Source organism: Streptosporangium amethystogenes subsp. fukuiense (assembly GCF_042665875.1).
GTDB lineage: Bacteria > Actinomycetota > Actinomycetes > Streptosporangiales > Streptosporangiaceae > Streptosporangium > Streptosporangium fukuiense.
The window spans coordinates 533,682-546,185 of the sequence record NZ_JBHTEE010000001.1; the positions used below are offsets into that span (position 1 = coordinate 533,682).

12 protein-coding genes are annotated in these 12,504 nt (G+C 71.6%); 8 read left to right on the forward strand and 4 right to left on the reverse strand.

Translation table 11 applies throughout. The annotated features are described in order from the left end of the window. Positions 1–9: 9 nt before the first annotated feature. Positions 10–891, reverse strand: a complete 882-nt coding sequence (locus ACFQVD_RS02310; RefSeq protein ID WP_343983250.1) for an esterase/lipase family protein — start codon at positions 889–891, stop codon at positions 10–12. Positions 892–1,141: 250 nt separating this feature from the next. Here ACFQVD_RS02310 and ACFQVD_RS02315 point away from each other — a divergent pair, with 250 nt between their 5' ends. The 3 genes from ACFQVD_RS02315 to ACFQVD_RS02325 all read left to right on the forward strand — a co-directional run bounded on the left by ACFQVD_RS02315 (position 1,142) and on the right by ACFQVD_RS02325 (position 3,789). After that, a complete protein-coding gene (locus tag ACFQVD_RS02315) occupies positions 1,142–2,050 on the forward strand; it encodes a carbamate kinase (RefSeq protein ID WP_343983247.1) in 909 nt (302 codons plus the stop codon). Between the two features lie 27 nt (positions 2,051–2,077). Continuing rightward, positions 2,078–3,169, forward strand: coding sequence for a barbiturase (locus tag ACFQVD_RS02320; RefSeq protein WP_364148345.1), 1,092 nt, complete (start codon positions 2,078–2,080; stop codon positions 3,167–3,169). Positions 3,170–3,234: 65 nt separating this feature from the next. Beyond that, positions 3,235–3,789 (forward strand): SseB family protein, encoded by a 555-nt coding sequence (locus ACFQVD_RS02325; protein ID WP_386270483.1) that lies wholly within the window; start codon positions 3,235–3,237, stop codon positions 3,787–3,789. On the opposite strand, the gene ACFQVD_RS02330 is transcribed toward ACFQVD_RS02325, so the two are convergent. After that, positions 3,710–4,729, reverse strand: coding sequence for a hypothetical protein (locus ACFQVD_RS02330; RefSeq protein WP_343983237.1), 1,020 nt, complete (start codon positions 4,727–4,729; stop codon positions 3,710–3,712). The genes ACFQVD_RS02325 and ACFQVD_RS02330 overlap by 80 nt on opposite strands. After that, a complete protein-coding gene (locus tag ACFQVD_RS02335) occupies positions 4,708–5,700 on the reverse strand; it encodes a hypothetical protein (protein ID WP_343983233.1) in 993 nt (330 codons plus the stop codon). The genes ACFQVD_RS02330 and ACFQVD_RS02335 overlap by 22 nt, the downstream gene beginning before the upstream one ends. A 201-nt stretch (positions 5,701–5,901) precedes the next feature. On the opposite strand from ACFQVD_RS02335, the gene ACFQVD_RS02340 reads away from it, so the two are divergent. From ACFQVD_RS02340 to aroB, 4 genes are all read left to right on the forward strand, one after another. Then, entirely contained in the window at positions 5,902–6,603 is a 702-nt protein-coding gene (locus ACFQVD_RS02340) for a prepilin peptidase (RefSeq protein ID WP_343983230.1), read from the forward strand. Positions 6,604–6,672: 69 nt separating this feature from the next. Further along, positions 6,673–7,851, forward strand: coding sequence for a chorismate synthase (aroC, locus tag ACFQVD_RS02345; RefSeq protein WP_343983227.1), 1,179 nt, complete (start codon positions 6,673–6,675; stop codon positions 7,849–7,851). A 40-nt stretch (positions 7,852–7,891) separates the two neighbouring features. Beyond that, the gene (locus tag ACFQVD_RS02350) at positions 7,892–8,395 is read left to right on the forward strand and encodes a shikimate kinase (protein ID WP_343983224.1); all 504 of its coding nucleotides are present in this window, start codon (positions 7,892–7,894) and stop codon (positions 8,393–8,395) included. Next, positions 8,392–9,468 (forward strand): 3-dehydroquinate synthase, encoded by a 1,077-nt coding sequence (gene aroB / locus ACFQVD_RS02355; RefSeq protein WP_343983221.1) that lies wholly within the window; start codon positions 8,392–8,394, stop codon positions 9,466–9,468. Before ACFQVD_RS02350 ends, aroB begins: the two co-directional genes overlap by 4 nt. A gap of 189 nt (positions 9,469–9,657) precedes the next feature. Here aroB and ACFQVD_RS02360 read toward each other — a convergent pair whose 3' ends face one another. Beyond that, entirely contained in the window at positions 9,658–11,739 is a 2,082-nt protein-coding gene (locus ACFQVD_RS02360) for an ATP-dependent DNA helicase (RefSeq protein WP_343983218.1), read from the reverse strand. Positions 11,740–12,115: 376 nt separating this feature from the next. Here ACFQVD_RS02360 and ACFQVD_RS02365 point away from each other — a divergent pair, with 376 nt between their 5' ends. Continuing rightward, the gene (locus ACFQVD_RS02365) at positions 12,116–12,343 is read left to right on the forward strand and encodes a zinc ribbon domain-containing protein (RefSeq protein ID WP_343983215.1); all 228 of its coding nucleotides are present in this window, start codon (positions 12,116–12,118) and stop codon (positions 12,341–12,343) included. Positions 12,344–12,504 lie beyond the last annotated feature (161 nt).

Sequence of the window (12,504 nt, forward strand, 5' to 3'; positions counted from 1 at the left end):
GCGAGCCGATCAGAGGATGAGCGCGAAGCAGTCCGGCCGGTAGCCGCGGGGCATCGGCCCGGGAGTCTCCAGCGCCTTGTTGACATAGGAGAGCATCACCGGATCGAGCGCCTCCAGGTTGTGCCCGATGGCACCCTCGATGATCCCCTTGAGCGGGCAGTCGTCCTGGAGCATCCGGTTGGTCACCTGCTCGGGCGGCCCCTCGACGAAGGTCGAGGCGGCCTCCTGCTCGGCCTTCAGCCCGAGCGCGGTGTAGTCGACGCCGGGCTCGACCATGGAGGGGGTGTTGAGCTCCTTCATCAGGGCCGAGTCCGAGCGGAGCTCGTCGCAGACAGTCTCCCCGCCGCAGCTCCTGCGCAGCTCCCCGGTCAGCTCGTGGTGCGGCGCCCCCAGGGTGACCAGCTCGGACACCTTGCCCGACCCGCCCTCCGAGCGCAGGTACGCCCGCGGGACGATCCCCCCGAGGCTGTGCCCGACGATCGCCACCTTCTGGGCCCCGGTGGCCTGGAGCACCCCGTCCACGAAGTCGCCCAGCGTCCGGGCCGAGCGCCTGATCGAGTTGCTCCAGCCGTAGTCGAGGGCGAAGACGCAGTAGCCCTGTTTGCTCAGGTAGGGGGCCGCGACGGGCCAGGTCGCCGCGCCGGTGCTTCTCGCGCCGTGCACGAGCACCACCGGGTACGGCGCGTCCTCGCCGGGCCGGCAGTCGAAGTCGTTGGCCTTCGACAGTCCCGCCGAGGCCAGCCGCCTGGCCTCGGCGACCATGTCCACCTTGGGCGGCGGGGACGAGGACCGCCCGCCGGTGAGCGTGCCGGCCGCGACGGTGAGCACCGCGAACCCCGTCACGACACACAGGACGATCACGATGATGTGGCCGAGACGGAGCTGCCCCACTCGATCTCTCCTCAGAAAGAACGCCGGACAAGAGCCTTTCTCGCGACCCCGCTCCGGAGCTATGCCCCGCCCGCACCTGTTGCCGCCCCAAAGTTGGCACTCCGCGACAAGCGATTCCCCTGCCGATGCCACAGCCGGGGGTGTCTGCGCCCCGGAAGGCCACCCGGCTGGCGGATTGTGTCGAAGAGTTGGCCTTCCTTGGGCAGTGAGTGCCCATGAGGCGAGGCGCGGGGGCCGTTAGCGTCAGCCTGTGGGTGAACGAGTACTGATCGCGCTCGGTGGCAACGCGATGACGGGGCCCGACGGCGGGGCCTCACCCGGTGACCAGCGCCGTGCGGTCGAGCAGGCCGTCCGCCATGTCGCCGCGCTCGTCGCGGACGGCCACCGGGTGACCCTCACCCATGGCAACGGCCCCCAGGTCGGCAACCTGATCCTGAAGAACCAGCTCGCCGCGCACGTCGTGCCTCCGGTGCCGCTCGACTGGTGCGGGGCGCAGACGCAGGCCACCATAGGCACCCTCGTCCTCAACGCGCTCGACGGCCGCGCGGCCGTCGTGGTCACCCGCACGCTCGTCGACCCCGCCGACCCGGCCTTCCAGGACCCGGTCAAGCCGATCGGCCGCTACTTCAGCGAGGCGGAGGCCCGTCGATTCGAGGAGCTCGGGCAGACCTGGCGCCGCTTCGACCGGGGCTGGCGCCGCGTGGTGGCCTCTCCCGAGCCGCTGGAGATCCTCGACGCCCCCGCGATCGCCGCGCTGGTGGCCGCCGGCTTCACCGTCGTGGCCGCGGGTGGTGGCGGCGTGCCCGTGGCCCGCGACGCCGGAGGGCGGCTGGGCGGGGTCGAGGCCGTGATCGACAAGGATCTGGCGGCGGCGGTGCTCGCCCGGGACGTGCGGGCCACGGTCCTGGTCATCGCGACGGACGTCCCGGGGGCCGTCGTCGGGTTCGGCACGGCCCAGGCCAGACCCCTGGGCGCGGTCACCGCGGCCGAGTTGCGCGTACTGCACGCCGCCGGGCACTTCGCCGGCGGCAGCATGGGGCCGAAGGTCGAGGCCGCGCTGCGCTTCGTCGAGCAGGGCGGCGACCGGTCGGTGATCACCTCCCTGGAGAACATCGGGGCGGCGCTCACCGGCGAGAGCGGCACCGTGGTGCGAAAGTGAACACGACGCGATTGAAAGGTGGCAGGGATGCCGGAACCCATTGAAGTGCGCAAGGTGCCCATCGAGAGCGTGACCGACGCCTCCGGGCTGGCCCGGCTCATCGACGACGGGGTGATCGAGGCGCACCGGGTGCTCGCGGTGATCGGCAAGACCGAGGGCAACGGCGGGGTGAACGACTACACCCGGATCCTGGCCGACAGGGCCTTTCGCGAGGTGCTGGAGGCCAAGGGGCATCCTTCCCCCCAGAGTGTGCCGCTGGTGTGGTCGGGTGGCACCGACGGCGTGCTCAGCCCGCATGCCACGATCTTCGCCACCACGGCGAACGCCGAGCCGAGCGACGAGCCGCGGGTGAGCGTCGGCATCGCGATGAGCGATGTGATCCTGCCCGAGGACATCGGCCGGCCCGCGATGGTGGAGAAGGTCGCCGCCGGAGTGCGTGAGGCCATGAAGCTGGCCGGGATCGACGACCCCGCCGACGTCCACTATGTCCAGACCAAGACCCCGTTGCTCACCCTGTCCACGATCAACGACGCCAAGTCGCGCGGCAAGGACGTGGTGATCGAGGACACCGGCCCGTCGATGGACATCTCCAACTCCACCACCGCGCTCGGTATCGCCGTCGCGCTCGGCGAGATCGAGATGCCTGCCGCCGACCAGATCCACCGCGACCTGTCGCTCTACTCCTCCGTCGCGTCCTGCTCCTCCGGCGTCGAGCTGGACCGGGCCCAGATCGTGGTCGTCGGCAACGTACGTGGCATCGGCGGCCGCTACCGGATCGGCCACTCGGTCATGCGGGACGCGCTGGACGCCGACGGCATCTGGGAGGCCATCCGCTCCAGCGGCATCGAGCTGCCCGACCGCCCCCATCCCTCCGACCTGGGCGACCGGCTGGTCAACGTCTTCATGAAGTGCGAGGCCGACCCGTCGGGCAGCGTGCGGGGCCGCCGCAACATCATGCTCGACGACTCCGACGTGCACTGGCACCGCCAGATCAAGGCCACCGTGGGCGGCGTCGCGGCCAGCGTCACCGGCGACCCGGCCGTGTTCGTCTCGGTCGCCGCGGTCCACCAGGGCCCGAGCGGCGGCGGCCCGGTGGCCGCCATCGCCGACCTCGGCTGACGGGGACGCGCTCGGGCGGGGGCGGAAATCCTCCCCGAGCGCCACCGCGGGTAGGCTCCCGGTTCGTGCCGAGTATTCCGCAGCCCCTGGTCCCCGGCGACGACGGCGCCGCCGACGCCGCCGTGACATCCGCGCTCGCCGCCTTCGCCGCGGGGGAGGCGGAGGCCGGTGCGGTCGTCGCCGCGCTGAGCGGGACACGGCTGCTGGTGCCCGTGGTCGCCCTGCTGAAGGAGTCGGAGATCGGCGAGCACGGGTTGCGGCAGGAGAAGGAGAGCGAGATGGCTCTGCCGAAGCTCGTCGGCGCGGACGGGCGCGAGGCGGTGCTCTCCTTCACCGGGATGGAGCCGCTGCGGCGGTGGCGCCGGGACGCCAGGCCCATCCAGGCCACGATCCTTCAGGTCTGCCAGGCGGCGGTGCACGAGAACACCGCTGCGGTGGTGATCGACGTCGCGGGCCCGGTGCCCTTCGTGATCGAGGGTGCTCTGCTGCGGGCACTCGCCGCGGTCACATCGGGCACCCTTGACGAGCTGGGCCCCGAGGTCACAGTGGCACGGATGGAAGAGATCGCCGAGCCTCCCAGACGTCGGCGGTTCGGTTGGCCACCGCGTGGACGAGGTTGATCGTCAGAATCGCCGGGGCGATCACGGCGACGAACCCGCCGAAGTCGCGTTCGAAGACCAGGGCGAGGATCACGGCGGTCACGCCGTTCTGCTGGGCAAGCCCCAGGTGTACCCGGTCGATCAGCGGCAGGCCGTGGGTGAGCACCAGCGCGGCGACCATCTGCGCGGCGTACGCGGCCAGCCCGAGCAGCACCCCCATGCCCATGTTCGTCCCGCCGACGAGCAGCAGGCCCATCAGGAACGCGGACAGCGCGAACGCCGCGCTCACCGCCCGCCCCAGCCAGCGCGCGTCGGGCATGCGCAGGTAGAGCCCGGCGGTCGCCAGGCCGAGCATGAGGGAGCTCCACGCGGCCGACACGACGGCCCCGACCGCCGTCAGGTAGGTCAGCACCGGCGGAGCGTTCCTGACCAGCCGCCAGAGCAGGTAGACCCCGGCCGCGAACAGCACGTTCAACCCCAGGTCGGCGAAGTACGAGGCCGACAGGCCGCCCCCTCCCGAGCCGCTGACCAGCGCCGCCGCGTAGACGGCCAGGATGATCGTCACCGGGTCGTCGAAGGAGGACCACGCCCCGAGGATCGTCTTCGCCTGGCTTGAGAGCCGGCTGTTCCGCATCACCCCGGCGACCGAGAGCGGGTCGATCTGGGCGACCACCACCGCCATGATCAGTGCCCGGGGGTCGCCCGAGACGAGGTAGACGACACCGGCGATGAACGCCGTCTTGAGCAGCACCCCGACGGTGACCGCGAGCACGATCAGCCGGGAGTGCTCCCTGGCCTCGGCGCGGTCGATCCCGTGCGTGCTGCCGTACAGGCCGATCGCCAGCAACAGGCTGCTGAACAGCACGTACGCGCTTGAGTGTTCCAGATCACGCAGACCGCCCAGGTCGGCGGCCAGCCAGCCGAGACCGACGACGACGATCAAGAGCCCGATTCGGGCCACCGTTCACTCCCTGGGATGGATCGCAGGTGCCCCTGAGGTCTCGCGGGGCGTTGTCGCTGGTTGATCGGCGGAAGGGTGAAGTGCCCGCGGATCGTGTCCACGAGTTTGGCCATCTTGTCGTCGGCGACGTCGACCCTGCGCTGGTCCAGCGTCACCCCGATCAGGTAACGGGTCTCGTCGATCCAGTAGAAGAACATGGCCCCGCGCTCCACGTCGAGGACCGTGCGGATCAGGACGCCGCCCTCCAGCCGGCGCAGCTGCTGGTTGAGCCGCTGGGTGAGCCAGTTGAGCTGGTTGCCCGCCTTGAGATAGATCCTCCGGCGCTCCTCCGGGTCGGTGTCGTGGAAGAAGTGGGCCAGGTCCGCGTCGTCGAGCACGTCGGTGTAGAAACAGCACCGCAGGTCGCCGAAGTAGGCCACGAAGTGCAGGTCCTCCTGGTCGACCATGGCGACGCAGCTGGTCAGCGCCTTCTCCACCGAGGGGCCGATGTCCGGCAGGGTACGGATCAGGATCTCCGACTCGCCGATCACCCTGCGCTTGGTGGCGGTGGGCAGCGGGCCCATCCCGGCCTCCAGGTACGGCAGGTAGAGGCCCCGGCGATACTGGATGAGCAGGTAGACGCCGGTGACGAAGGCGAACGCGCTCACCCCCGTGGTGATCAGGCCGTGCAACTCGCCGGGCAGCCCGCCCCGCCAGAGCACGGGACCGAACGCCGCCACGAACCCCAGCACCACCTCGACAGCCGCGGTGCTCGTCAGCGCGATCACCATCAGCACCGGCAGCCGTGCCCTGATCCGGCCGAGCACGGTGGAGATGAGGGCGAGCATCACGATCACCAGGACCACGGTGGCCGCGCGGGCCACGTCGTACTCCTCGCCCTCGATGTACCAGGCGAGGAGTTCGAGCAGCACCGGAAGGAGAACGAATGACGCGATGACCGCGGGCAGCTTGCTGAAGCGATCCGTGTCCATGCGCACCGTCCCTCCGGACCTGGGGGTCGGATACAGCCTCCGTGATCATCGCGAGCCCCGTCAATGACCTTCGAGGTCACTTCGAACCCTCAGATCCCCGGCGGGGCAGGGGTTCGCGGATTATGGTCGCTCCGTGAGCGAGTATGCCGACCGGGCCCACCGGCCCCCCAGCCGTCCCCGGGTCCGCGGGGCGGTGGTCTCGTGAGTCTCGTGGCGGCCCCGCTCCTCCCGGTCCTGGCGGCGGCCGCGTCGGGTGCGGTGATCGGGCTGTGGACGCGGCGGGTGGTGGCCCGCCACTCGGCGCCCGACGGGGACCGGCCCGGGCGGCCCCGGCCGGTGGCGGGGGCCGTGGAGGTGACCACCGCGGTGGTGCTGGCCGCTCTCGTACTGCGGGCGCTGTGGCCCGGCACGCCCGCGGGGACGGCGAGCACCGCGGCCGGCAGGGCGGGGGAGCTGCTCGCCTTCGGGGGACTGGCGGTGGTCGCCGTCGCCCTGTCCTTCGTCGACGTCGCCGTCCACCGGCTGCCCGACCGGCTCACCCTGGCCGCCTACCTGGGAACCGCCGTACCGCTCGCCGCGTCGGCCCTTGTCGACGGCCGCCTCGGCGATCTGCTCGGCGCGGGTCTGGGCGGCCTCGCCCTGGCGGGCTTCTACCTGGTGCTGCTCCTGATCAATCCGGCGGGAATGGGGCTGGGCGACGTCAAGTTCGCGGCGAGCCTGGGCACCGCCCTCGGCTGGCTGGGCTGGGACACCCTGGTCACCGGGGCCTTCCTCGGTCTGGTGGCCGGGGGCGTCTACGGGGCCGCCCTGATGGTCCTGCGCCGCGCGGGCCGCAAGAGCGAGATCCCCTTCGGCCCCTTCATGGCCGTCGGCGCCCTCGCCGCGGTCCTCACCGCGCTCTGACCGCCGGCGGATGTCTCACTGGGTGAACCGGGGCCATTCCAGTGAGCGACACATGGAAGACTTGTCAGCATGTTGCGTTGGCTGACCGCCGGAGAGTCTCACGGCCCCGAACTCGTCGCGATCCTGGAAGGCCTGCCCGCAGGGGTGGAGGTGACCACCGCCCAGCTGGACGAGGCGCTGCGCCGTCGCCGCCTCGGTTACGGCCGCGGGGCACGGATGAAGTTCGAGCAGGACGTCGTCACCATCGTGGGCGGGGTCCGTCACGGCCGCACGCTCGGCAGTCCCGTCGCCATCCGGGTGGGCAACACCGAGTGGCCCAAGTGGGAGACGGTCATGGCGGCCGACCCCGTTGACCCGGCCGTGCTGGAGGGGCAGGCGCGCAACGCGCCGCGCTCCCGCCCCCGTCCGGGCCACGCCGACCTCGCGGGCATGCAGAAGTACGGCTTCGACGACGCCCGCCCGGTACTCGACCGGGCCAGCGCCCGCGAGACCGCGGCCCGTGTCGCGCTCGGCCAGGTGGCGCGGAGCTTCCTCAAGCAGGCCCTCGGCGTCGACATCGTCAGCCACGTCGTCTCGATCGGCGGGGCGGCGACCACCCCCGGTGTCATCCCCGGCCCCGACGACCTGGCGGCGATCGACGCCGACCCGGTGCGCTGCGCCGACCCGGAGGGCAGCGCGGCGATGGTCGCCGAGATCGACAAGGCGCACAAGGACGGCGACACCCTCGGTGGCGTCGTCGAGGTGGTCGCCTACGGTCTGCCGCCGGGCCTGGGCAGCTACACCCACTGGGACCGCCGCCTCGACGCCCGCCTCGCGGCCGGCCTGATGGGCATCCAGGCGATCAAGGGTGTCGCCGTCGGCGACGGCTTCGAGACCGCCCGCCGCCCCGGCTCCCTGGCCCACGACGAGATCGAGAACACCTCCGGTGGCATCCGCCGGATCACCAACCGGGCCGGTGGCGTCGAGGGCGGCATGACCAACGGCGAGCCGCTGCGCGTCAGCGCGGCGATGAAGCCGATCTCCACGGTCCCCAGGGCGCTGGCCACCGTCGACGTGCTGACCGGCGAGGCGGCCAAGGCCCACCACGAGCGCTCGGACGTGTGCGCGGTCCCGGCCGCCGCGATCGTCGCGGAGGCCATGGTGGCGCTGATCCTGGCCGACGCCGCGATCGAGAAGTTCGGCGGAGACTCCGTCGAGGAGGTCACTCGTAACCTGTCCGGCTACCTCTCCTCGTTGGTGATCAAGTGAGCGGGCGCCAGGCCGGCGAGCCGCGGTCCAAGGAGGGCAGATGAGTCCCCGTGCAGTGTTGATCGGCCCTCCGGGGTCGGGCAAGTCGACCATCGGACAGCTCCTGGCCGACCGGCTCGGGGTCGCCTTCCGCGACACCGACACCGACGTCGAGCGCACGGCGGGCAAGCCGGTGAGCGACATCTTCATCGAGGACGGCGAGGAGATCTTCCGCGAGCTGGAGGCCGACGCCGTACGGCGGGCGCTGGCCGAGCACGACGGCGTGCTCTCCCTCGGTGGCGGCGCGATCCTCGCCGAGGCCACCTGCGAGCTGCTGGCCGAGCATCCGGTGGTCTACCTGGAGGTCGGTCTCGCCAACGCCGTCCAGCGGGTGGGCCTGGCCTCGGCGCGGCCGTTGCTCGTGCTGAACCCGCGCAGCCGGCTGAAGAAGCTGATGGACGCCCGCCGCCCCATCTACGAGAAGCTGGCCAGGATCGTCGTGGTGACCGACGAGCGCGAGCCCGGCCAGATCGTCGACGAGATCGTGAGAGGCCTGGAACCGTGACGATCTCCAGGATCAAGGTCGCCGGCGAGAGCCCGTACGACGTGGTGGTCGGCACCGGAGTGCTCGGTGAGCTGCCCGGCCTGCTCGGGCCGAAGGTCCGCACCGTCGCGGTGATCCACCCCGAGAGCCTGCCGGAGATCGCCCGCCCGGTCTGCGGCGCGATCGAGGCGGCCGGGTACGAGGTGGTCCCGCTGCCGGTGCCCGACGCCGAGCGCGCCAAGACCATCGAGGTGGTCGCGGAGCTCTGGTCGGCCTTCGGCCGCGCGGGCGTCACCCGGTCCGACGCCGTGGTCGGCGTCGGCGGAGGGGCGACCACCGACCTGGCGGGGTTCGCCGCCGCCACCTGGCTGCGCGGTGTCAAGGTGGTGCAGGTGCCGACGACACTGCTCGGCATGGTCGACGCGGCCGTGGGCGGCAAGACCGGTATCAACACCCCCGAGGGCAAGAACCTGGTCGGGTCCTTCCATCCGCCGGCGGGGGTCCTGTGTGACCTGGCCACCCTGGTCTCGGTGCCCCGCGACGACTACGTGGGCGGCCTCGCGGAGATCATCAAGGGTGGTTTCATCGCGGACCCGAAGATCCTCTCTCTCATCGAGGACGACCCCGAGGGGGCCAGGCTCCCCGAGGGGCGGCACACCCGCGAGCTGATCGAGCGCAAGATCCAGATCAAGGCCGACGTCGTCGGCGCCGACCTGCGCGAGGGCGGCCTGCGGGAGATCCTCAACTACGGTCACACCCTGGCACACGCCATCGAGCGCGTCGAGCGGTACCGGATGCGCCACGGCGAGGCCGTCGCGATCGGCATGGTCTACGCGGCCGAGCTGTCCCATCTGGACGGCAGGATCGGCACCGACCTCGTGGAGCGGACCAGGTCCATTCTGACCTCGGTCGGGCTGCCCACCGCCTACCGCCGTGAGGCCTGGCCCGAGCTCCGCGACCACATGCGCCTCGACAAGAAGAGCCGCGGCGCCATGCTGCGCTTCGTCCTCCTGGACGACCTGGCGAAGGTGTCCCCGCTGTCCGATCCCTCGGAGGAGCTTCTCGAAGCCGCCTATCGGAAGATCGCCCGGTAAGCCTCACGGCGCCGGCGGGCGCGGCGACCCGGGGTGTGGGGTCGCCCCGGGCGGGAGACGCCGGTCGTGCGCCAGGCGCGTGGCACGCCGTCGCCAAGAGCACCACCTGAACCCGGGCGACCCGTAACCTCCAGCGGGAGGCGGCCCCTGACGATCCCGGTGCCGGGGTCGCCGGGGGCCGAGGCGGTTTCAGGAGGCGCTGAGGCGCTTGAGGGCGCTGCGGACCTTCGCCGGGTCGTTCGTGGGCCAGAAGGGCGGCAGGGAGTCGCGCAGGAACCCGGCGTAGCGGGCCGTCGCCAGCCGGGGGTCCAGCACCGCGACCACGCCCTTGTCGTGCTGGCTGCGGAGCAGGCGGCCCGCGCCCTGTGCGAGGAGCAGCGCGGCGTGGGTGGCGGCGACCGACATGAACCCGTTGCCGCCCTTGGCGGCCACATGGCGCTGGCGGGCGGAGCTGAGCGGGTCGTCCGGGCGGGGGAAGGGGATGCGGTCGATGATGACCAGGCGCAGCGAGGGGCCGGGGACGTCGACGCCCTGCCAGAGGGAGAGCGTGCCGAACAGGCAGGTCGGCTCGTCCTCGGCGAACTGCTTGACCAGCAGCATCGTGGAGTCGTCGCCCTGGCAGAGCAGCGGCACGCTCAGCCGGTCGCGCAGGGCCTCGGTGGCCGCCTTGGCGGCCCGCATCGAGGAGAACAGGCCGAGGGTGCGGCCCCCGGCGGCCTCGATCAGCTCGGTGATCTCGTCGATGTAGGCCTCGGGCAGGCCGTCACGCCCCGGCTGGGGCAGGTGCTTGGCGACGTAGAGGATGCCGCTGCGGGGGTGGTCGAAGGGAGAGCCGACGTCGATGCCGTTCCAACCGGCCCGGCTCTTGCCGGCCTTCTTCCCGGACCTGGGGTCGGCGCGCTCCTCGCCCGTCTCCTCCGCCTCCTTCCTGCCGCCCTCGGCGCCAAGGCCCCACTGGCGGGCCAGACCGTCGAAGGCGCCGCCCAGGGCGAGCGTGGCCGAGGTCAGGATGACCGTACGGTCACCGAAGAGCCTGTCGCGGAGCATGCCCGCCACGGTCAGCGGTGCCACCCGCAGCAGGGGAGGCCGCCGGTCGGTGCCCGCCTCCAGCCAGACCACCTCGGCCCGGTCGACCTCCTCGGCGTGGCCGAAGGCGTCGAGCATGCGCTGCGCGGTGTCGTGCACCTCGTCCAGGGAGGTGAAGGCCGCCTTGCGCAGTCCCGCGCCCTCCGGGTCGTCCTTGTCGCCGGTGCGCGGGCCAAGGGCGGTGATGCACGCCCACGCCGAGTCGCGGATCAGGGCGAGCGTCAGCCCGAGCACATCGGGAAGCTCGTCGAGGCGCCCGGCGGGGGCTGCGGCGAGGAGGGCCTTGAGGTCCTCTCCGGCCTCCATGAGCCGGTCGGCCAGGTGCTGCTCGATGAGCTTGCCGACCCGCCGCACGGTCACCGCGACCATGGTCTCCGACAGCTCGCCGCTGACCACCGAGGTGACGCGGTCGACCAGCTCGTGGGCCTCGTCGACCACGACCACCTCGTGCTCGGGCAGGAGCGGGAAGTCCTCCATCGCGTCGATGGCGAGCAGCGCGTGGTTGGTCACGACCACGTCGGACTCGCCGGCGCGGGCGCGGGCCAGTTCGGCGAAGCACTCCATGCCACTCGGGCAGCGCGTGGCTCCCAGACACTCCCTGGCGCTGACCGAGAACTGGTGCCAGGCCTGCTCGTTGACGCCGGGGACCAGCTCGTCGCGGTCACCGGTCTCGGTCTCGTTCGCCCACTCCTGGATGCGCTGGACCATCCGGCCCGTCGCGTTGACCTCCCGGGGGTCGAAGAGCTGGTCCTGCTCCTCGTCGGGCCACCCCGCGCTCGCCTTGTAGCGGCACAGGTAGTTGCGGCGGCCCTTGAGGATCGCGAACGTGGGCTCGTGCGGCAGCTGCGGGGCGAGGGCCTTGGCGAGGCGGGGCAGGTCGCGGTCGACGAGCTGGCGCTGGAGCGCGATGGTGGCGGTGGAGACGACCACGGCTCCCTTGGAGGTCATCGCGTGCCTGATCGAGGGGATCAGGTAGGCCAGTGACTTGCCGGTGCCGGTGCCCGCCTGGACGGCCAGGTGGTCGCCCGACTCGATCGCGTGCTGCACCGCCCTCACCATGGTGATCTGTCCGGGGCGTTCGACCCCGCCCACCGCCTCGACGGCGGTGCTCAGCAGATCCTCAACCGGGGGGATATCCACCTTTGAGGAGACGTCTTCGGGAGCGGTGATGGAGTCGGTCGGCACGACAGCCAACCGTACCGGCTCGCCCCGACAAGCGTGGCGGCTCCGGCGGGGGCGGTGCGCCCCCGTCTTCCTCGCCGACTCCGGAAGACCGGCACCTCCGGTTGGTGATCCACGTGTCGCGGGTCCTGTTCCCGGTTCGGAAAGACGACCCGCCGGATCATCACCGGGGTGCTCCCGCGCGCGGTCATCGGGATCGCCGCGCGCAGGCCCCGTCGTTCACGGCGGGGAGGAAACGCGGAAAACGGTGCCGTCCGGTGGCGGTGAGTGACAGACTCGGTGCGTGCCGGTGACGGAAATGCTCAAACTCGCGCCCTCGCCCGAGCGGGGGCAGAGGCAGTGTGCGGACCTGCGCTCGTGGGGTTCTCATCGACCGCGGATGTTCGTGACGTACAAAGTGATTTCGGCCGGGGTGGTCGTGCGGCCGGTGGATCCGCGCGGCACCTTCCGCAGCTGTCCGGGGAGCGGCCATATCGACACACGGAATCGTTCTACCCGGGATGACTTTCGCGGTGTTTCGTGCGGGCTCGCCGGCCCGGCGGATTACTTCGCGGCGATCGATATCGGCCGCCGGGCGGTGTGCCACGTTGCCGGCGACGCGGCCTGAACCGTCGAATCCATCGACGGCGAGGAGTTGCCGCCCCGGCCCCGGGGCCGGGAGGCTGACCTGGGCGTATGGCCTTTCCCTTGTGAGGGTCAAGCCTGGGAGGACATCTGGGCCCTGGAGCGGGTTCCCCTGCTCTTGAGCTTACGCTCGGATATAGTCCC

Coding starts and splice junctions, on each gene's coding strand:
- ACFQVD_RS02320 (WP_364148345.1), top strand. CDS start 2,078: ATGCCGGAACCCATTGAAGTGCGCAAGGTGCCCATCGAGAGCGTGACC.
- ACFQVD_RS02335 (WP_343983233.1), bottom strand. CDS start 5,700: ATGGACACGGATCGCTTCAGCAAGCTGCCCGCGGTCATCGCGTCATTC.
- aroC (WP_343983227.1), top strand. CDS start 6,673: ATGTTGCGTTGGCTGACCGCCGGAGAGTCTCACGGCCCCGAACTCGTC.
- ACFQVD_RS02350 (WP_343983224.1), top strand. CDS start 7,892: ATGAGTCCCCGTGCAGTGTTGATCGGCCCTCCGGGGTCGGGCAAGTCG.
- ACFQVD_RS02365 (WP_343983215.1), top strand. CDS start 12,116: ATGTTCGTGACGTACAAAGTGATTTCGGCCGGGGTGGTCGTGCGGCCG.